The organism is Bacillus sp. YBsi01 (assembly GCF_038406745.1).
Taxonomy (GTDB): Bacteria; Bacillota; Bacilli; order Bacillales; family Bacillaceae; genus Bacillus; species Bacillus siamensis.
Genome location: NZ_CP151679.1, coordinates 3,597,387 through 3,617,053, shown reverse-complemented (window position 1 = coordinate 3,617,053; position 19,667 = coordinate 3,597,387). Strand labels below are relative to the sequence as shown.

Here is a 19,667-nt window from a genome sequence, read left to right as displayed (position 1 = left end):
TGTTAATTCGTTTCTCCTTAAAGGCAGAAAGAGAAAGGCAGCCTGAACTCGCGCTGCCTTTATATCATTTTCAAATTTTATTTTGTCAGCACCGCTTCTTTTACGTGAGGAAGCACTGTATCCTGATAAATTTCCGTCGGATATTTGCCTGTAAAACAAGCGAGGCATTGTCCGCAATTGGTGTCTTCAAATTTTCGGCCGACTCCTTTTAACAATCCGTCTACACTTAAGAAAGACAGCGTGTCGGCACCGATGATCTGGCGGATTTCTTCCACGGAATGGGAGGAAGCGATCAGCTCCTCATGGGTTGATGTGTCAATGCCGTAGAAGCACGGATGGGCGATCGGCGGTGAACTGATCTTGACGTGCACCTCTGTCGCTCCCGCTTCTCTGAGCATTGTAACAATCCGGCGGCTTGTCGTTCCGCGCACGATAGAATCATCAACCATGACGACCCGTTTTCCTTCAACAACACCGCGTACGGCCGACAGCTTCATTCTCACGCCTTGCTCACGGAGAGCCTGTGACGGCTGGATAAACGTTCTGCCGACATAACGGTTTTTAATGAGACCGAGTTCATACGGAATGCCCGTTGCCTCGGCATAGCCGATGGCAGCAGAAATACTGGAATCAGGCACGCCTGTGACGACATCCGCTTCAACCGCGGACTCCTGAGCAAGCATTTTCCCGAGGTTTTTCCGGGCGCTGTGCACGTTAATGCCGTCGATATTGCTGTCAGGTCTTGAGAAATAAATGTACTCCATGCTGCAGATGGAACGATTGATATTCATGGAGAAACGCTCTGATTTCATGCCTTCATCATTGATGATCAGCATTTCGCCCGGCTCTACCTCGCGGAGGTATGTCGCGCCGACCACATCGAATGCGCATGTTTCTGATGCCACGACGTAAGCGTCGCCGAGCATGCCGAGCGAGAGCGGTCTGAGTCCGTTCGGGTCAAGCGCTGCAATCATCTCTGTTTCTGTCATGATTAAAAAGGCGTAAGCGCCTTTCAGCATGGACAGCGAATTTTTGATCTGATCCTTCAGTGAAAAGTGGCCGCTGCGTTTAATCAGATGAGCCAGCACTTCCGTATCGGAGGAAGTCTGAAAGATGCTCCCTTGGTTTTCAAGCTGCTGCTTCAATTGTGTGGCGTTGACCAAGTTGCCGTTATGGGCGAGCGCGAGGCTGCCGTTGTTTTGCGAATGGAACAGGAGCGGCTGGACATTTTCATATCCGCCTCCGCCGGCCGTCGCATAGCGGACGTGGCCGATCGCGCCTTTTCCCTTCACTTTGCTCAGTTCGCCGTTTTGAAAAACCTCGGTAATAAGCCCCTGCCCTTTATGCGCCGTCAGTTTTTCGCCGTCGGTCGCCACGATGCCGGCGCCTTCCTGTCCTCTGTGCTGCAGACTGTGCAGGCCGTAATACGTAATCTGCGGAGCCTCTTCGTGACCCCAGATGCCAAACACACCGCATTCTTCATTCAGGCCTTTGATTTCAGCAAGCATGGAATAGCTCCTTTCCACGCGCGCTCAAGTTCTTTCGTTTGCGCGTGAACCAATTGTTGTCCTTCTTGACTTCGGATCGTCAGCTGTCCGTCTCCTGTCACTTCACCGATATGAACGGCATCTGCCGCAGCCGCTTCAAACGCCGCCTTGTTTTCTTTCTTCACGGAAACGACAAAGCGGGATTGAGACTCAGAGAATAATAACGCCGCTTCCCCTTCTACAGTCACGTTCGCGCCAAGGTGTTCCGTCGTCATGACGATTTCTGCTATCGCCACGCCCAAGCCGCCTTCTGACACGTCATGCGCGGATTCGATCAGACCTTGTTTAATGGCGTTAAGAAGTGATGTTTGGCGGGCTTTTTCAACGTCCAGATCAATTTCAGGCGCTCGGCCATAGATTTTTCCTTCGGTCATTTTCTGAAGTTCACTGCCTGCATACTCAGGCTTCGTTTCACCGATGACGTAAATCAAGTCTCCGGCCGCTTTGACATCCTGTGTCGTAATATGTGCTGTATCTTCAATTAAGCCGACCATGCCGATAACAGGCGTCGGATAGATGGCCGTTCCGTTCGATTCATTATAAAGTGATACGTTACCGCCGATGACCGGAGTGCTGAGCACATTGCACGCCTCGCTGATCCCGTCAGCCGCTTTTTCGATCTGCCAGAAGATTTCCGGTTTCTCCGGATTTCCGAAGTTAAGGTTGTCTGTGACCGCAAGCGGTTCTGCACCTGAGCAAATGATGTTGCGCGCCGCTTCGGCAACAGCGATTTTCCCGCCTTCTTCCGGATCAAGATATAAATAGCGGGCGTTGCAATCCGTCGTCATCGCCAGCGCTTTTTTTGTGCCGCGGATTCTGAGCACTCCCGCATCAGATCCCGGAGCGACCACCGTGTTTGTACGCACCATGTAGTCATACTGATCGTACACCCACTCTTTGCTGGCGATTGTCGGCTGCTGCAGCAGGGCAAAAAGCGTCTCTGTCGCATCTTTCACTTCTGGCGCGGGGACTTCAGTTTCCTGAAACTCGCGGTAGTACGCGGGTTCCGCTGACGGCTTGTGGTATACAGGTGCTTCTTCCGCCAGTGCGTCGACCGGAAGTTCGCATACAACCTCTCCGTTATGGCGGAGGCGGAGCATTTTATCATCCGTGACATGACCCACGGAAACCGCTTCAAGATCATATTTATTAAAAATATCGACAATTTCCTGTTCACGTCCGCGTTCAATGACGAGAAGCATGCGTTCCTGAGACTCGGAAAGCATCATTTCGTAAGCGGTCATACCCGTTTCCCGCTGCGGAATGAGATCAAGGTTCATTTCAATGCCGGAGCCGGCTTTGCTTGCCATTTCCGCACTTGAACTTGTCAGGCCGGCCGCCCCCATATCCTGAATGCCGACTAAGGCGTCGCATTGGATGACTTCAAGGCAGGCTTCCAAGAGAAGTTTTTCCATGAAAGGATCGCCGACCTGCACCGCGGATCGTTTTTCTTCAGACGAATCAGACATTTCTTCTGATGCGAAAGTAGCGCCGTGGATGCCGTCGCGCCCCGTCTTAGCGCCGACGTACATGACCGTGTTGCCGACACCTTTCGCCTGGCCTTTTTTAATATCCTTATGATCGATTAAGCCGACGCACATTGCATTGACAAGCGGGTTGCCCTCATAGCTTGCGTCAAACTGCACTTCTCCGCCGACGGTCGGAATGCCGATACAGTTTCCGTATCCCGCGATTCCCGCCACTACTTCTTCAAACAAGTACTTCACTCGAGGTGAAGTGAGTTCACCAAATCGAAGAGAGTTTAATACAGCTATCGGACGGGCGCCCATTGAGAAAACGTCACGGATGATGCCGCCCACTCCCGTCGCAGCACCTTGGTATGGCTCAAGCGCTGACGGGTGGTTATGCGATTCAATTTTGAACACGACCGCCTGATTGTCACCGATGTCAACGATTCCTGCGCCTTCTCCGGGACCCTGCAGCACGCGTTCGCCGCTAGTCGGGAATTTGCGTAAAACCGGTTTTGAATTTTTATAGCTGCAGTGCTCTGACCACATTACGGAAAAAATCCCGATTTCCGTATAGTTCGGCAATCTTCCGATAATCGATTCAATGAGTGCGAACTCGTCATCACTGACACCCATTTGCTGATAGAGTTTCTCTTCTTTTATTTGTTCTTTACTTGGTTCAAGCAGTAGCGACATGAGTTTCCCTCCAATTTTTCACAATAGACTGGAACAATGCAAGACCGTCTGCGCTGCCGAGCAGTTCATCGACCGCACGCTCCGGGTGAGGCATCATGCCTAATACGTTGCCTTTCTCATTCACGACGCCGGCAATGCCGCTTACGCTTCCGTTAATATCGCTGCCGTATGTGAAGGCGATTTGATTGTTTTCTTTTAATCTTTCAAGCGTTTCGTCATCACAGTAGAAATTGCCTTCGCCGTGGGCAACCGGAATCGTAATCGATTGTCCCTCTTTATAAGAAGATGTGAACATTGTTTCGCCGTTCTGCACGATTAATTCAACCGGGCGGCAGATGAATTTTAAATCTTTGTTGCGTCTCATTGCGCCGGGCAGAAGTCCGAGCTCCTGCAAAATCTGGAATCCGTTGCAGACGCCGAGAACCGGTTTGCCTTCAGCAGCCGCTTTTTTCACCGCCGGCATGATGTTTGCGAATCTGGCGATGGCGCCGCATCTCAGGTAATCGCCGTAAGAGAAGCCGCCGGGGATGAGCACGCCGTCAAATCCGTCAAGGCTTGTTTCCTCGTGCCAGACATACTCGACTTCTTCGCCGAGTTCGTCCTTCACGGCGTGGAACATATCAATATCACAGTTGGAGCCGGGTAACACAATCACCGCAAATTTCACTGTGCGACAACCTCCTCAACTTCATATCGGTAGTCTTCAATGACTGTATTGGCTAGGAGCTTCTCACACATTTCTTTCACGAGCGCGTCAAGATCACGGTCAGATTTTTCGATCGTCAGCTCCATGTATTTTCCGATTCGCACATCCTGCACTTCATTGTAGGTCATGCTGTGCAATGCATGCTGCACCGCGCTTCCTTGAGGATCGAGCACACTTTCTTTTAAGCTGACATAAACTTTCACTTTATACATTATGAAATGCCTCCCAGTCTTTTGAAAATCTCTTCATATCCGTCGGTTAAGCTTCCCAGGTTCTGTCTGAACAAATCTTTATCAAGCTTTTCGTTCGTGTCTTTATCCCAGAGACGGCACGTGTCAGGAGAAATTTCATCTGCTAAAAGCACCCGCCCCTCTGCGTCTAAGCCGAATTCCAGCTTAAAATCTATTAATCTGACACCGCAGTCTTCAAAAATATGCTGAAGTTCTGGATTCACTTGATTTGTAATTGATTTGATCGTTTCGACCTGCTCAGGAACCGCCGCTTTCAAGAGCCAGATATGGTCTTCGGTAATGAGCGGATCACCGAGTGCGTCGTCTTTATAGTAAAATTCGATAATCGGCTGCGGAAGCTCAGTTCCTTCCGGGATGCCGAGGCGTTTCGACATGCTTCCGGCGGCAAAGTTTCTGACCACGACTTCAATTGGAATGATGCTTACCTTTTTGATAAGCTGCTCTGATTCTGAAAGGCGCTCTACAAAGTGATTGTCAATTCCTTTAGCATGCAGATGTTTGAAAATCAGGCTTGAAATTTCATTGTTCAGACGGCCCTTTCCGCTGATCTCCGCTTTCTTCTCACCGTTAAAGGCTGTTGCGGAATCCTTGTAGACCACGCGGAGAATCTGTTCGTCTTCTGTTTGATAAATTCGTTTCGCTTTTCCTTCATAAAGAAGATTATTGTTCTTAATATTCACGGAAGGCCTCCTAACCCGAATCTTGGGAATATTCAATCTATGGCGGCTGAAGAAGCCGCCTCCGGCTGGCTTCTTCTATAAACCTAAACGCTCAAAGATCAAGTCGACGTTTTTCAAATGATAATTGTAGTCAAAGCAATCAGCAATCTGTTCCGGTGTAAGACGGGAGGTGATTTTTTCCTCCGCCTCGACAAGCTGGCGGAACGGCACTTGTTTTTCCCACGCTTCCATCGCTTTCGGCTGAACCGTGTCATATGCTTCTTCACGAGGCAGCCCCGTGTCGATTAAAGCGAGCAGCACGCGCTGAGAATAGATTAAACCGAGTGTGCGGTCCATGTTGCGTTTCATATTTTCCGGGAATACCGTTAAGTTTTTGACGATATTGCTGAAACGGTTCAGCATGTAATTCAGCGCAATTGTCGCGTCAGGAAGAATGATGCGTTCAGCCGATGAATGAGAAATGTCACGCTCATGCCATAACGGAACATTTTCGTATGCCGTCAGCATGTACCCGCGGATCACACGCGCCATGCCCGTCATATTTTCCGAGCCGATCGGATTCCGTTTATGAGGCATAGCCGATGAACCTTTTTGTCCTTTTGCAAAAAACTCTTCCACTTCACGTGTTTCACTCTTTTGAAGACCGCGGATTTCCACTGCGAATTTTTCAATGCTCGTCGCAATCAAAGCCAGTGCCGCCATATAATCCGCATGACGGTCCCGCTGCAATGTCTGAGTGGAAATCGGCGCCGCTTTCAGGCCGAGTTTTTCACAGACATACTGCTCTACGAACGGATCAATATTTGCATACGTGCCGACCGCGCCGGAAAGCTTCCCGACTTCGATCCCTTCTTTTGCCTGCTTGAAACGTTCAAGGTTGCGTTTCATTTCTTCGTGCCAAAGCGCGAGCTTCAGACCGAATGTCGTCGGTTCCGCGTGTACGCCGTGCGTGCGGCCCATCATGACCGTGTATTTATGTTCTTTCGCTTTTTCTTTTATAATGTCAACAAATCTCTCAATGTCCTTGAGCAAAATCTCATTCGCCTGTTTTAATAGATAGGAAAGAGCGGTATCCACGACATCTGTTGACGTCAGGCCGTAGTGAACCCATTTTCTTTCTTCGCCTAATGATTCTGAAACCGCGCGGGTGAATGCCACGACGTCATGGCGGGTATCCTGCTCGATTTCCAAAATGCGGTTAATGTCGAAAGACGCGTTTTCGCGCATGACTTTAACATCTTCTTTCGGAATGACGCCAAGCTCAGCCCAGGCTTCACAGGCTAAAATCTCGACTTCCAGCCATGCCTGGTATCTGTTTTCGTCCGTCCAGATCGCGGACATTTCAGGTCTTGAATAACGTTCGATCATTATGCTCGTCCTCCGTCTCTTTTCATCCATATGTTCGTGATGTCCTGAATCCATTTTTCATCAGGCTCCCGCAAAAACGTTATATGCCCCATTTTGCGGCCTTTTTTAATTTCATGTTTTCCGTACAAATACAGTTTGGCTTCTCTTAAAAGCTCCGTATGCTCCTCCGCCAGCTTCACTTCATCACCGAGAAGATTCACCATCATTCCCGGTTTGAGCAGATCAGTTCGGCCGAGAGGAAGTCCGCAGACCGCTCTGATGTGCTGTTCGAACTGGCTCGTTTCACAAAGGTCGAGTGTATAATGCCCCGAATTGTGAGGACGCGGCGCCAGTTCATTGATCAAAAGGTCTCCGTCTTCTGTGACGAACATTTCTACCGCAAGCGGCCCGACAAGCTCCAATTTCTCCGCGAGCTGAACGGCAAGCGCCTCTGCCCGCTTTTGAACCGTTTCCTCCGCTCTCGCGGGCACGATGCTTTGGAACAGAATATTATTTTTGTGGATATTTTCAGCAGCCGGAAAGGTTGAAATCTCTCCGTGCACCGATCTTGTCACGATAACGGAAAGCTCCATCCGGAATGACACCCAGCTTTCCAGTATGCACGTGCCGTTTTCCAGCAGCGCGGCCGCTTCATCTGTCTGTCCTTCTTCCTTAATGACAAATTGGCCTTTGCCGTCATATCCGCCGCGGCATGTTTTCAGCACCGCCGGAAGCCCCAATGACTGAACGGCTTCCTCAAGCTCCCGTCTGCTGTTTACGATCCGATAAGGAGCGACCTGACATCCGGCTGACTGGATCGCCTTTTTTTCCGTTTCCCTGTTTTGGGTGATAAGCAGCAGCTCGCTTCCTTGGGGAAGGTATGCATGTTCTTTGAGCCAGTTGAGCGCCTCGTAATCGATATTTTCAAATTCGTACGTAATGATATCGCTGACTCCGGCCAATTTTTGAATCGCTTCACGGTCATTATACTGGGCGGTAATCTCAATATCGGCGATCTGTCCGCATGGCGAGTCTTTCACGGGATCGACAACTGCGACTTTATAGCCCATCTGTTTTGCGGCGACAGCCATCATTTTTCCGAGCTGTCCGCCTCCGATAATGCCGATGACGGCGCCGGGAAAAATCGTTTTTTTATCAGACAAGCTGATCACTGCTTTCCAGCACCGTTTGTTTTGTCGCATTTCTTCTCGCCTCTAGTTTATCCGCAATATCACCGTCAAATGCCGACAAAATTTGCGCGGCTAACAGACCCGCGTTCACTGCGCCCGCTTTCCCGATCGCCGTCGTCGCGACCGGCACGCCGCCGGGCATCTGTACGATAGACAGAAGAGAATCAAGCCCGTTAAGCGATTTCGTCTGAACCGGTACGCCGATCACCGGCAGCGTCGTTTTGGCCGCCGTCATTCCCGGCAGATGCGCCGCTCCCCCGGCTCCGGCAATAATAACTTTTAAGCCCCTGTCTCTTGCGCTTTCTGCATATTCAAACATCAAATCAGGCGTCCGATGCGCGGATACTACCTGTTTTTCATAAGGAATGTGAAGTTCGTCAAGTATGTCGCATGCATGTTTCATTGTCTCCCAATCGGAGGTGCTTCCCATGATGATTCCTGCTAGCGGCTGCATTCTGTTCCCACCTTCTCATGCTTTGTTTTTCAGAAAAAAAAGCCCGGCTTATATTGCAACTATGAGGAAGCAATACAAACCGGGCATGGCGCGCGTATCGTCAGTCGTTCGCTTCTGCGATATCCATGTCAGCTGTTTATCACTTTCCTGCATAGTCCGGCCGTTTACGGCAGCCGGGTAGAAACTTATGGGCCATATTCCCAAGATTATATGAGGTCGTGTTTTGATTTCATGTTTATCTTAACAACGGACTTGGATAATGTCAACGACATTATCGAACGATATAAAAATTCTTTCTTTTAATGTTCGTGTTTAGATCAATTTCCCTTCAAATACGATTTTTTTCCCGCAAGGAACAACTTGAATTGATCCATTTTCTTTCTTTTCTGTAAAGATCGGCTCTTCCATCCGCCGGACGGGCATATAGCCCTCTTCCTTCATTAAAGTGAGAATGGTGTCGATCGTTTCATGTTCCGTTACTTCAAACCGTTTCTTCTTTGGTTTTGTCATTCCTTAATTCTCCTCTTCTTCACTGCTTTCACCCAGAATCCGCCGTGGATCGCTTTCGGCTCAAAAGCGATGATAAACGCTTTTTCATCGAGCGTTTTAATCGTATCATACAGCTGAAGCTCATATTTGCGCGGCGTCAGAATCTGCATGGCGGTCCGGTCCCCTTCAAGGCCGCCCGCGACCCAGCTTGTGACTCCGTATCCTTTTTCCCGAAGCTGTTTCGGCAGGTCCAGATCAAGCTCTTTCGTAATGACGTTGACTGTTATGTAGCCGAGCGCCAGTTTTTCTTCAATTTTCATTCCCACTATGACGCCGAGGCCGTAGCCGAGCGCGTAGGCAATGACGTTTTGAATCTGATTCAGATTGCCGAGTACGAGACTCAAGCCGGTCACATACACAAGGATTTCAACCGTACTGATGCCTGCTGCGAAATAGCGTTGCCCCTTTAATGTAAGGATCATCCTGATCGTAAAGAAAGAGACATATATAATATTAATGATGAGAATAATGAGAACCATACCTATACTGTTGGATAAAATCGTCTGCATCATTGATTCCCCCTCCTCTGACTTTGAAAAGCCAATCTTTCAATTAAGGATAGTTTACCCTCTTTTGATCATTTTCAAAAGAAAAAAAAGCCCGCCCCAAGGCAGACTTTCAAACTCTTTTCAGTGAAGCTCAGCTTTCTTCAATCGTTTGACCGCTTCATATTCCTTTTCAAGCTCGCTCAGCGTGTATCCGGACAGTTCCTGAACATGGTTTTGGTATAACCCTGAGCGGATCAGCTCGGTCCTCAGATGCTGTTTTTTCCGATTAATGGCTTCTCGCAACAACGGGGCCATCCTCATCATCCTTTCCGAATCATAAAGATTAATGCCGCTTTCCAATTTCTGTTGCTCCCATCATATATCGGACGGCTTTTCAAAACAACACGCTTTATTAGAAATATTTGTAAACATTGTGAAAGACAAATTTCGACTTATAAAGGGATCAGCGAGGCAGTAAAGTACTCTGAAATAAGCGGCCATGTCACAGCCGTAAAGACGAGCATGATGATGACCGCCGCAGAAATACAGTACATCACGTCGACGGCAGGATCCTCAGCCGATTTGTACAGAATCTGCACAAACTGCACCATCGCCGATGCAGCCAGAAATAAGGTCAGCGCCGTAAACACCACGGTGATAACCGGCAGATTCAATATCGCGAAAATCATCCACACGATAGAGCAGACGACAGCCGGAACAAGAAGTGAACCGACTCCCGCGGCCGCATCCCGCATCGTAATTTTCTGTTTCAGCAGATAGCGTGATACAAGCCAGACCGCGCCGGCCGCAGCGGCAAAAAAGACGAGCGAATACACGAGAACGACGGTAAAGCCGTCAAAAAACGTGTGATGCCGTTCCCCGTATCCGAGCGGTCTCTGCTGGCTCGCCCTCAGCTGAAACCAATTTCCGATTGAGAAAAAAATACTGAATACAAGCATTGAAATAAGAGCATATTTAAAGCGGGAAAAGCCGTCTTCTCCAACGACCTTCACCGGTGATGTCAAAATGCGCAATGCGAAACGGCAATAACGTTTGACCGCGGCCCATACAGAAGCGAGTTTTTCCGTAAAAGCCGGAGCCGGGCGCCGTTCCTTTTCTTTCTTCTTTTGTTTTTGATAACGTCCCGCTTTTCTGGACATTCTCGAGAGCGGTTCTTCATCAGTTCCCTGATGCTGTTTTTCTTCTTCCAACGTTTCTTTTCTTTCTTCCGTCATGTCAGCAACTCCTATCAAAAAAATACGGCGGAATTTGTTAAGCAAGAAAATAAAACACTTATATAAGGTACCGAAGCGTCCTTCATCAGTCAAGCGGTTTTCTTCACCCGGACACCCACATGACGTTTTATATTATGTATTGGTTTTACGGAATAGGACAAAAACAAAAAACCGGCTGTCCTCAGCCGGTTTTTCCGTTATTTCAAGAAGATGAAATACAGGATAAAGATGACGAACAGCCCGTACATAATCGGGTGGACGCTTTTTCCTTTTCCTTTGCAGATCATTGTAATCGGGTAGAAAATAAAACCGATCGCAATCCCCGTCGCAATGCTGTACGTCAGCGGCATCATAATCATCGTTAAAAATGCCGGCACAGCCACCTCAAATTTATCCCAGGCGATCTTACCGAGCGGCGCCACCATCAGCGCGCCGACGATAATTAAAGCCGGAGCCGTCACATTCGTGGTGACTACTGACAGAAGCGGTGAGAAAAACATCGCCAGCAAAAAGAGAATGCCCGTCACAACAGCCGCGAAGCCGGAGCGCGCTCCCGCCGCTACGCCTGAGCTGGATTCCACATAAGAAGTCGTTGTAGACGTACCGAGCACGGCTCCGATAACGATTGAAGTTGAATCTGCCAAAAGCGCTCTTCCCGCACGCGGAAGTTTGTTTTCCTTCATCAGTCCGGCCTGTGTCGCTACAGCTACCAGTGTACCGGCCGTATCGAAAAATCCGACGAACAGGAAAGTTAAAATGACAATCAGCATTTGTACGGAAAAGATATCCGGAAGGTGCATCCACGCCTGTCCGAAAGTCGGCGCAAGACTCGGCACGCTGCCGACAATGTGTGTCGGAACCGGAATCAGCCCGCAGATCATACCGGCAACCGCCGTCAGAAGCATTCCGATAAATACGCCGCCGTTTACGCGAAGCACCATCAGAATGACCGTCACAATAACACCGAAAACCGTCAGCAGCACAGGCCCGCTGTGAATATTGCCGATAGATACCAAAGTCGATGAGTTCGCTTCAATAATGCCCGAACCCTGCAAACCGACAAATGTAATGAATAAACCGATACCCGCGCCGACCGCCAATTTCAGCTCAGGCGGAATCGCATTAATGATTTTTTCCCGCAATCCCGTCAGCGAAAGCGCTACGAAGATAATTCCGGAAATCAAGACGCCGGAAAGCGCAGCCTGCCATGAAATCCCCATGCCGAGTACGACAGAGAAAGCAAAAAACGCGTTTAATCCCATACCCGGCGCAATCGCGATCGGATACTTTGCAATGAGCCCCATTAAAATACACCCGGCCGCAGATGCAAGAGCTGTAGCGGTGAACACCGCGCCCTGATCAATTTTTAATGCTTCCGGAAATCCTTTCACACCGTTTAAAGACAATGTGAGCGGATTGACGAACAGAATGTACGCCATTGACAAAAAGGTCGTTAAACCGCCGATGATTTCATTACGATAGCTTGTCCCCAGCTCATCAAACTGAAAAAATTGCTTCAAGCCAATTGCCTCCTTCATTCTCTCCCATTTATTCTGCCCGTTATCCGCCAAATAAAAAACGCCCCAAATACATTTGGGACGCTTGACTACATACGTTCAGTCTGAATAAATAAGAATGGATTATTTATATCAAACGATTGAGATTGATCCGTAGTCAAGCCATTTACGGTAGCTTGGTAGAAACTTGCGGGCCATATCCCCGCCATTATACGATATCTGCATATTTGATTTCTGAGTCTATTGTATCAATTCAATTTTGAAAACTCAATAAAAAAACGAACAATCTTGTTTAAAAAAATTAGTTTATTCGTTAATTGACCAATAATGGAAGACGGCAAAAGCCGCCTTCCTGACATCATTTTCCGTCAGCAGGCCGGACCGGCACCGCGAATGTGATCCCCTTGTCATCCGCCAGCGAGTTCATAACCGTTTGATTGACGTACAAAGCATACGAACCGAATGAAAAATCGCGCAATGAATGGTCTTTATCGGATGAATCATCCAATTCAAAAACAGATTCCATTTCACCCGTTTTAAGATTCGTGACTTTCGCCTTATTCCCTTTCAGATAATAGCCTTTTTCATACTCATGAAGCGATGGCCAGGTTTTCATTTTTTTCGTATTGCCGAGACCGATTGATTCACCGACATTCATCAGCTGATCTTTATCCGTTTTGCTTACATCAATTCCGCTGAATTGATAATCGACAATTACCCGTCTGCCTTGCTGTTTGATCTTTTTGATGGTGATGCCGACATGATGATGTTTCGTTTTATAACTGACGGGCAGTTTTGTTTTCAGAGGCACGATTTCTCCCGGCTCTGATTCTGATTTTACATCACCCGTTATGAAAAGTGTTTTCGCTTTCGGGTCTATCGGTTTGCTGAATTGAGTTTGGCCGCGTACTCTTTTCCCGCCGCCGGGAAGGTTCTTCCTGCTGCCAAGTTCAATAGCCGCCATTGTCATTTCATAATGGTTTCCTGCATCATCCGTTGCTTCGTCAATCGAGATGGCATCATTTTTAGCTGCATCTTGAAAGTCGACTGAATACAGGAGAGCCGATCCCATCGTTCCGTTTTCCGCCCGGATATCGAAAAAGCGGTATAACCCGTTTACATTCACAGCTTTCGTTCCTTCAAGAGAAACGGACTTTTGTTTTTTAATCGGGAGTGTAAAGCGCCAGTTTCCGGGGATGTCCTTGATTTTTGTAATGACAAGCGGAAGCTTATCACCGTCTTTCAGCTTTGAACCGTCTGTGAACAAGCGAAACTGCCCCCCGTACTGCCCGTCTTTCATTTTTTTCATGCCCTGACTGTCATAATCCTCAGATAATATATTCCGGCTGTCTTTATAATCGACTTCAAAAGGAATATCCTCCTCATCAGATTTCAAATTGTCAACGGTAAAATTGTAAACGAGCTGTCCGCTGTCGTAATACACACTTTTCACTGTCACCGTAATCCCGCGCGATTCCGCTTTCTCGTTCAGTTTTGTCACCAAATTGCTTTTAAACAGCGCAGAACCTGCCTTATCCTGAAATACCCTGTAAATCTGCCCGGCAACAGGGATGTTTCCCATAGCCGTATTAACGGAGGGCATGAACAAGCCTGAGGACAGATACAGAATAAACAAAGCAGCAGCAACCGCGAGGCCGTTTATCACTTTTCGTCCCCATCTCCGTCTGACGGCGCCTTCTTTTCCGGCACGGACAGCGGCGCTATGTATCACGTTTTTCAATTCAGCTTTCGGCACGTCAATGTCCTGATACAATTGCTTCATTTGATGCTTTTCCATATTTGTTTATCCTCCTTTTCCAGCTCCTGCTTCAATGCTTTTCTCGCCCTGTGGAGATGCGTTTTTACAGTGCCTTCCGCCATACCGGTCTGTTCAGCGATCATGGCAATCGAGAAATCTTGAAAATAATAAAGCTGAATGGTCAGCTGTATATGTTCGTCAAGCGTTTCCAGGGCATTCCGAAGATCTATGTATTCTTCAATGTTCTGATTCTCCGCGCGTGTATCATGTTGCGGCTCAAACGGGATAACGTCTCCGTTCTTTTTCCTCATTGCAAAAATCGTATGAAGCAAAATCCGGATCAGCCACGTTTTAAAATATTTCGGCTCCTTCAGCTGCGCGATATGAAGAAAAGCCTTGTAAGCCGTTTCCTGTACTGCGTCCAGCGTATCTTCTTTGTGATGCAAATAGAGATAAGCTGTTTTATATAAAGTATCCTGGTGGGTTGTGATCAGTTTTTCAAAGGCTGAGGCATCACCTTTTTTCGCCTTTTTGATCAATCGTTCTTCCTTCACCTTATCCACCTCCTATGCTGTTAGATATGAATCGGTGCTAAACGGTTTCAAAAAGATGAAAAAAAACGCCTCTTTTTTAAAAAGAGACGTTTTTTATCTTGATTTATTCCCACTCAATGGTATCTAAACATTATAAGAATTAATTTATTGAATATCAAGCCTTTTGGGGGTTTGCAGTTCCTTCATTTAGAAGTTACCATAAAAATATTGCTCCCCCCGTATTCTGAATATTATGGGAGGGGGGAAATACTGTGAACACTGTATTTTTAGTGTTTTAGTTGACCTTATAATAAAAAAAGCGCACTAAATCAAATTGAAAGGTGCAAAAACATGATTACAAATCAACAATTAGTCATAAACAATTTGGAAGAAAAATTAAAATCATTTACTCATACAGTTAGCGGAGAGCTTACAAAGGAAGAAGATTTCATCATAGCAAATACAAAAATTCCTACTGATACATTCAATGTAATATTGCCGAAATCTCCAAATATCAAAAATACAGTTAAGATCAGACATGGAATCGATAATTTTTCATATAAAAAATATCCCTTTAGTATTTGGATTGATGCTCAGTATTTAACTGAGGATTGGACTAAACTTATACAAGAATATGATCTAAAAGAAGCGGAACGTAATGTAATGATGAAACTTGAAAATACTCTTAATGCCGGGCAAAGAATTTCCCATCAGCTTATGATTACTGCTATGAAAAATGATGAAGAACTTTTAAAATATATAGACGTATTCATGAGCTTATTTGAGGGAACACCAGAAAAAGATGCATTAGAAAGTTATTTTAATAGGTTTTCACAAGTAAAATTAGGTTCAGAAGTTCAAATGTTTATTGGATGCATAGATGAAATGCCTGTAACTACTGGTTTATTAATAGAAACCAAAGATAGCTATGGTATTTATGATGTGATGACAAAAGAAACATTTAGAGGTAAAGGAATTGGCAGTGAAATGTTTCAATTTCTTCTAAATCAAACAAAGGATAAACAAAAACCAGTGGTATTACAGGCTTCAGATGATGGAAAAAATATCTATAAGCGATTTGGATTTACAGATGTCGGTGAAATGGTTGTATTTGAATAAGGAGGTTCCTTTAATTTGCTTAATTTGAACAAACCTTATTCTAAAACAACATTAATTATTATCTCATTAAGGAATACTTGTTCCAAGAGAGTTTTTAAAATTCACGGTTCAATTAATAATATTGGATCAATTGTTGCTATAAAAGAAAAAAAGAGCTTAGAACCCTTATAAACCAAGGATTCTAAGCTTCTTTTGACTATTCCCACTCAATCGTTGCAGGCGGCTTGCTCGTAATGTCATACACGACGCGGTTGATGTGTTTCACTTCGTTGACGATCCGTGTTGAAATCACTTCAAGCACATCCCAAGGGATACGCGCCCAGTCAGATGTCATGCCGTCGATTGATGTTACGGCACGGATACCGATTGTGTAATCATACGTTCTCGCATCTCCCATGACGCCGACGCTGCGGATGTCAGGAAGAACCGTGAAGTACTGCCAGATGTCGCGCTCTAGGCCGTGGTTCGCCACTTCTTCACGCAGAATCGCATCTGATTCACGAACGATTTCAAGTTTTTCTTCCGTTACTTCGCCAAGTACGCGGATGCCAAGGCCAGGGCCAGGGAACGGCTGACGCCATACGATATCATCCGGAAGGCCGAGCTCTGTGCCAAGCGCGCGCACTTCATCTTTGAAGAGCGTGTTTAACGGCTCGATCAGTTCAAACTGCATATCTTCAGGAAGTCCGCCGACATTGTGGTGAGATTTGATCGTTTGCGCCGTTGCAGTACCGCTCTCGATAATATCCGTGTAAAGCGTTCCTTGCGCAAGGTAATCGATGCCTTTAAGCTTGTCCGCTTCATCATCAAACACGTAAATGAATTCGTTGCCGATGATTTTGCGTTTTTGCTCAGGATCAGAAACACCTTTCAGCTTGTTTAAGAATCTGTCTTTCGCATCAACTTTAATGACATTCATATTAAAGCCTTCGCTGAACGTTTTCATGACGCCTTCCGCTTCGCCTTTACGAAGCAGGCCGTGATCGACGAAAATACAAGTCAGCTGGTCGCCGATCGCTTTATGAATCAAAGCAGCCACAACAGAGGAATCAACACCGCCGCTTAGCGCGCAAAGAACCTGCTTGTCTCCGACTGTTTCGCGGATTTTTTGCATTTCGATTTCGATAAAGTTTTCCATTGACCATTTGCCTTCACAATCGCAAACGCCGAAGACAAAGTTTTTCAGAAGATCATTGCCGTATTCAGAGTGGCGCACTTCCGGGTGGAACTGAACACCGTACCAATTCTTGTCCGCTTTGCTCATCGCTGAATTCGGGCAGTGATGGCTTGTTGCGTCAACAGTGAAGCCTTCAGGAACTTCTACAACCAAATCGCCGTGGCTCATCCACACAACCTGTTCTTCCGGAAGATCTTTGAACAGGTCAGGAGTTCCTTGAATCTGAATGTTCGCTTTTCCGTATTCGCGCTGGCTTGCCGCCTCGACTTTTCCTCCGAGATAATGAGTCATCAGCTGCATGCCGTAGCAGATGCCTAATACAGGAATATCGAGTTCAAAGATTTTTTCGTCACAGCGGAAAGATCCTTCATCATATACACTGTTCGGTCCGCCTGAAAGGATAATTCCTTTTGGATTCATTTCTTTGATTTCCTCAGCTGTCAACGTATGGGGATGCAGCTCGCTATATACGCCAAATTCACGGATCCGGCGGGTAATCAGCTGGTTATACTGACTGCCGAAATCAAGAACAAGAATCATTTCATTCACTAACTTCGTCATGGTTGTCACCTAATCTCCTCTAAGTTTTTGACACAGAAAAAACGGAGGACAAACGTTCAGCCCTCTGTCGCGCAAGACTTGTACGGAAGCCCGGCTTTTTAACGCTCCCGGGCTCCCATTTAACATTCATTTATTCTAACAACAGGACGATATGCGGTCAAGACTATCTTGTTTTAATTATATTTTCCCACAACTGTCCCGATTCATTCCAAAGCTCCGCGGCATTATCCCTGCGGTATAAGGCCCGCTCATAGCGCAGCGTCAGCTCGGACATGTCGTTTGTACCGTATGCCTCGTCAATCCTCGCGGCAAAATCGCGCAGCGTTTCTCCGTCTCCTCTGCTGAATCCTTTTCGTTTCAGCTGGCGGAGCAGCGCGGCATATGCGTCGAAAAAGACGTCTTCATCCGTGCGCCGCTTCAGTCTGGCTGCTGCAGCGTACGGAATCCAGCGCGCGCGGAGCAGCCAGGCGAGCACCGCCGCGACTGAAATCACGATGATGACGGCTGCATACGGCCACAGCTGTGCCGCGGTTTTGTTGCGGATCACAGGATGCGGTGCCGCACTGTGCTCCCGCTTTTTCGGTGCTTCTTCTTTTCCGGGCTTTGTTTCCTGACGCTGCTTGTCAGACGGTGTATCCGAATTCCCCGCTGAGCCCCCGCTGTCTTTTCCCGCTGTTTGATTCTGCTCTGACGTAAACTCCGTCGGATTGGTGAAGCCTTTCGTCGGCTCAAACGTCACCCAGCCCTGATCGGGAAAATACACTTCAACCCATGAATGGGCGTTGTTGTTTGTGACTTCATAAATCTGGCCGTTATGGTCGCCTGCGCCTTTATACTCGCCGGATGTATAACCCTTCACCCAGCGGGCGGGAATACCCGAAGATCGGAGCAGCACAGCCATAGCCGATGAAAAGTTATCACAATAACCTCTTTTCGTTTCAAACAGAAATTGATCCACATAATCCTGATTGTGCTCCGGAATGGCGACATCCTGCGTATCATACGAAAATGCGGAAGATCCCAGATAGTCCTCGACAGCCTTCGCTTTATCAAACATATTATGATGATCCCGCGTCAGCCTGTCCGCAAGCTGTCTCACTCTTTCCGGAACGCTGTCCGGAAGCTGTAAATACCGATCATTGAATTGGTTCTGCTCACGGTATCGTTTCACTTTCACTTTTCTGAGATCATTCAGCTTAAAGACGGGCGCGTGAAAAGTCACCGTGTACCGTCCCATATTGCGGATGTTGCCCACTTGTTCACTGATCGGCGTGATTTGCTCGGTGTTTCCGTTCATTTCAAGCTGAATCGAGTGCTTCGGTTTAATATTGGAGAGGCCGATCGGATACATGACGTGATTATAAAGATAACTTTCATCAATGGACACCTGTGCCGTATAGCGTCTCGTCTGCACACTCCGGTCAAACCATATGTCTTCCACATTGCCGCCGTTCAGCTTATAGGACATGCCCTGGTCGGTCTCCACCCAGCCTTTTCCCGTATATGTATCTTTCGTTTCCACCCGGAAGTACGACCGCTCTTTTCCCTTCCATGTAAAAACCGGGGTATCGTCCTGCTGAAAAGGGCCGCCCAATGTTTCATCATGATTGCCGTAGCCGATTTTGCTTTCAGCGGCGGGCACTTCTTTGTGATGTGTTATTTTTTTCAGAAACGGCACGGGGTCCGGCCAATTCGGATCTGATTTCGGAGCCGCCAGACCGAACACGACGGAAGCGCAGATAAACAGCGCCAGCGGCAGAAACCATTTGAAAATCAATCTTTTTTTAAATGCTATGTGTTCTGTCAGGCGGATGCGCTCCATATACAAAAGCCCCATCATCAAAAAGCCGATAAAGACGATCCGGATGACGGCGTATGCGGCATCATAAGGAGTAAATGTATCAAGTACGGTAATATACGCCACCGTCATGATAAAAAAGAATAAGATTTTCCGCTGATAGATCACCCAATAATGCAGCAAATACACAAGCAGCCATAAAAGCACAAAAAACAGCAGTGTGCGGAATGACGGGTTCATATCATTCCATCTTCCGGTTCCGATGTGCCGGACATTCAGCATCACGTCCCGCAAAAAAGAAGCAAGCCATTCCGGCTGAAAAACCGACCCTTTATAAAACAGCATGTGAATACTGATCAACGTAAACAGAATGCAGGACGGCACGGTGACGTACCACCTCATCCGGAAGAATGACAGCAGAAATGCCAAACCGATAAAGACGATGAAAAAACCGGTATGCTTTGTATCCGTAAAATTGTGCAGCGGCCTGAGCCATTCCCACAACAATAAAAAAGCGAGAAAATAAAACAGCAGCAGACTCAGCCTGCTTCCCTGGTTCTCGTCATGCGGCATGGCGCGCCACCTCTCTTT

The 19,667-nt window shown here is 47.2% G+C and carries 18 protein-coding genes and 2 riboswitches; of the genes, 1 reads left to right on the top strand and 17 read right to left on the bottom strand.

Annotated features, from left to right (window positions below):
- Positions 1-77: 77 nt before the first annotated feature.
- The 15 genes from purF to AADZ70_RS18230 form a co-directional block, all read right to left on the bottom strand.
- Positions 78-1,508 (bottom strand): amidophosphoribosyltransferase, encoded by a 1,431-nt coding sequence (gene purF / locus AADZ70_RS18300; RefSeq protein ID WP_016937013.1) that lies wholly within the window; start codon positions 1,506-1,508, stop codon positions 78-80.
- Complete coding sequence (gene purL / locus AADZ70_RS18295) at positions 1,484-3,712, bottom strand: phosphoribosylformylglycinamidine synthase subunit PurL (protein WP_342007445.1); 2,229 nt, start codon at positions 3,710-3,712, stop codon at positions 1,484-1,486. Before purL ends, purF begins: the two co-directional genes overlap by 25 nt.
- Complete coding sequence (gene purQ, locus AADZ70_RS18290; protein ID WP_016937015.1) at positions 3,696-4,379, bottom strand: phosphoribosylformylglycinamidine synthase subunit PurQ; 684 nt, start codon at positions 4,377-4,379, stop codon at positions 3,696-3,698. Before purQ ends, purL begins: the two co-directional genes overlap by 17 nt.
- The gene (gene purS / locus AADZ70_RS18285; RefSeq protein ID WP_003155758.1) at positions 4,376-4,630 is read right to left on the bottom strand and encodes a phosphoribosylformylglycinamidine synthase subunit PurS; all 255 of its coding nucleotides are present in this window, start codon (positions 4,628-4,630) and stop codon (positions 4,376-4,378) included. The genes purQ and purS overlap by 4 nt, the downstream gene beginning before the upstream one ends.
- Positions 4,630-5,349, bottom strand: coding sequence for a phosphoribosylaminoimidazolesuccinocarboxamide synthase (purC, locus tag AADZ70_RS18280; RefSeq protein WP_049628024.1), 720 nt, complete (start codon positions 5,347-5,349; stop codon positions 4,630-4,632). Before purC ends, purS begins: the two co-directional genes overlap by 1 nt.
- 75 nt (positions 5,350-5,424) lie before the next feature.
- Positions 5,425-6,717: an adenylosuccinate lyase gene (gene purB / locus AADZ70_RS18275; protein WP_007408896.1), complete on the bottom strand. Its 1,293-nt coding sequence runs from the start codon at positions 6,715-6,717 to the stop codon at positions 5,425-5,427.
- A complete protein-coding gene (gene purK / locus AADZ70_RS18270; protein ID WP_049628022.1) occupies positions 6,717-7,898 on the bottom strand; it encodes a 5-(carboxyamino)imidazole ribonucleotide synthase in 1,182 nt (393 codons plus the stop codon). Before purK ends, purB begins: the two co-directional genes overlap by 1 nt.
- On the bottom strand, positions 7,852-8,340 hold the full coding sequence (purE, locus tag AADZ70_RS18265) for a 5-(carboxyamino)imidazole ribonucleotide mutase (protein ID WP_003155768.1): 489 nt from the start codon (positions 8,338-8,340) through the stop codon (positions 7,852-7,854). The genes purK and purE overlap by 47 nt, the downstream gene beginning before the upstream one ends.
- 132 nt (positions 8,341-8,472) lie before the next feature.
- A riboswitch (purine riboswitch) is annotated at positions 8,473-8,574 on the bottom strand.
- 78 nt (positions 8,575-8,652) lie between these two features.
- On the bottom strand, positions 8,653-8,850 hold the full coding sequence (locus AADZ70_RS18260; RefSeq protein WP_003155772.1) for an NETI motif-containing protein: 198 nt from the start codon (positions 8,848-8,850) through the stop codon (positions 8,653-8,655).
- Positions 8,847-9,401, bottom strand: coding sequence for a DUF5698 domain-containing protein (locus AADZ70_RS18255; protein WP_016937019.1), 555 nt, complete (start codon positions 9,399-9,401; stop codon positions 8,847-8,849). The genes AADZ70_RS18260 and AADZ70_RS18255 overlap by 4 nt, the downstream gene beginning before the upstream one ends.
- A 117-nt stretch (positions 9,402-9,518) precedes the next feature.
- The gene (locus AADZ70_RS18250; RefSeq protein ID WP_188154839.1) at positions 9,519-9,692 is read right to left on the bottom strand and encodes a Fur-regulated basic protein FbpA; all 174 of its coding nucleotides are present in this window, start codon (positions 9,690-9,692) and stop codon (positions 9,519-9,521) included.
- A 137-nt stretch (positions 9,693-9,829) separates the two neighbouring features.
- Positions 9,830-10,612, bottom strand: a complete 783-nt coding sequence (locus AADZ70_RS18245; RefSeq protein WP_342007444.1) for a hypothetical protein — start codon at positions 10,610-10,612, stop codon at positions 9,830-9,832.
- Between the two features lie 197 nt (positions 10,613-10,809).
- Positions 10,810-12,132, bottom strand: coding sequence for an NCS2 family permease (locus tag AADZ70_RS18240; protein ID WP_003155780.1), 1,323 nt, complete (start codon positions 12,130-12,132; stop codon positions 10,810-10,812).
- Positions 12,133-12,263: 131 nt separating this feature from the next.
- A riboswitch (purine riboswitch) is annotated at positions 12,264-12,365 on the bottom strand.
- A 122-nt stretch (positions 12,366-12,487) separates the two neighbouring features.
- Positions 12,488-13,927 carry a DUF4179 domain-containing protein gene (locus tag AADZ70_RS18235; RefSeq protein ID WP_342007443.1) on the bottom strand — a complete coding sequence of 480 codons (1,440 nt, stop codon included), beginning with the start codon at positions 13,925-13,927 and terminating at the stop codon, positions 12,488-12,490.
- Positions 13,909-14,442: a sigma-70 family RNA polymerase sigma factor gene (locus tag AADZ70_RS18230; RefSeq protein ID WP_342007442.1), complete on the bottom strand. Its 534-nt coding sequence runs from the start codon at positions 14,440-14,442 to the stop codon at positions 13,909-13,911. The genes AADZ70_RS18235 and AADZ70_RS18230 overlap by 19 nt, the downstream gene beginning before the upstream one ends.
- 330 nt (positions 14,443-14,772) lie before the next feature.
- On the opposite strand from AADZ70_RS18230, the gene AADZ70_RS18225 reads away from it, so the two are divergent.
- A complete protein-coding gene (locus AADZ70_RS18225) occupies positions 14,773-15,540 on the top strand; it encodes a GNAT family N-acetyltransferase (protein ID WP_342007441.1) in 768 nt (255 codons plus the stop codon).
- Positions 15,541-15,736: 196 nt separating this feature from the next.
- On the opposite strand, the gene guaA is transcribed toward AADZ70_RS18225, so the two are convergent.
- Positions 15,737-17,278, bottom strand: coding sequence for a glutamine-hydrolyzing GMP synthase (gene guaA / locus AADZ70_RS18220; RefSeq protein ID WP_007408887.1), 1,542 nt, complete (start codon positions 17,276-17,278; stop codon positions 15,737-15,739).
- Between the two features lie 163 nt (positions 17,279-17,441).
- A complete protein-coding gene (locus tag AADZ70_RS18215) occupies positions 17,442-19,649 on the bottom strand; it encodes a transglutaminase domain-containing protein (RefSeq protein WP_342007440.1) in 2,208 nt (735 codons plus the stop codon).
- Between the last annotated feature and the right edge of the window lie 18 nt (positions 19,650-19,667).

Excerpts from the sequence above, each read along its gene's own strand:
- purF (WP_016937013.1), bottom strand. The coding sequence starts at position 1,508 with ATGCTTGCTGAAATCAAAGGCCTGAATGAAGAATGCGGTGTGTTTGGC.
- purL (WP_342007445.1), bottom strand. The coding sequence starts at position 3,712 with ATGTCGCTACTGCTTGAACCAAGTAAAGAACAAATAAAAGAAGAGAAA.
- purS (WP_003155758.1), bottom strand. The coding sequence starts at position 4,630 with ATGTATAAAGTGAAAGTTTATGTCAGCTTAAAAGAAAGTGTGCTCGAT.
- purB (WP_007408896.1), bottom strand. The coding sequence starts at position 6,717 with ATGATCGAACGTTATTCAAGACCTGAAATGTCCGCGATCTGGACGGAC.
- purK (WP_049628022.1), bottom strand. The coding sequence starts at position 7,898 with ATGCGACAAAACAAACGGTGCTGGAAAGCAGTGATCAGCTTGTCTGAT.
- purE (WP_003155768.1), bottom strand. The coding sequence starts at position 8,340 with ATGCAGCCGCTAGCAGGAATCATCATGGGAAGCACCTCCGATTGGGAG.
- AADZ70_RS18260 (WP_003155772.1), bottom strand. The coding sequence starts at position 8,850 with ATGACAAAACCAAAGAAGAAACGGTTTGAAGTAACGGAACATGAAACG.
- AADZ70_RS18255 (WP_016937019.1), bottom strand. The coding sequence starts at position 9,401 with ATGATGCAGACGATTTTATCCAACAGTATAGGTATGGTTCTCATTATT.
- AADZ70_RS18250 (WP_188154839.1), bottom strand. The coding sequence starts at position 9,692 with ATGGCCCCGTTGTTGCGAGAAGCCATTAATCGGAAAAAACAGCATCTG.
- AADZ70_RS18245 (WP_342007444.1), bottom strand. The coding sequence starts at position 10,612 with ATGACGGAAGAAAGAAAAGAAACGTTGGAAGAAGAAAAACAGCATCAG.
- AADZ70_RS18235 (WP_342007443.1), bottom strand. The coding sequence starts at position 13,927 with ATGGAAAAGCATCAAATGAAGCAATTGTATCAGGACATTGACGTGCCG.
- AADZ70_RS18225 (WP_342007441.1), top strand. The coding sequence starts at position 14,773 with ATGATTACAAATCAACAATTAGTCATAAACAATTTGGAAGAAAAATTA.
- guaA (WP_007408887.1), bottom strand. The coding sequence starts at position 17,278 with ATGACGAAGTTAGTGAATGAAATGATTCTTGTTCTTGATTTCGGCAGT.
- AADZ70_RS18215 (WP_342007440.1), bottom strand. The coding sequence starts at position 19,649 with ATGCCGCATGACGAGAACCAGGGAAGCAGGCTGAGTCTGCTGCTGTTT.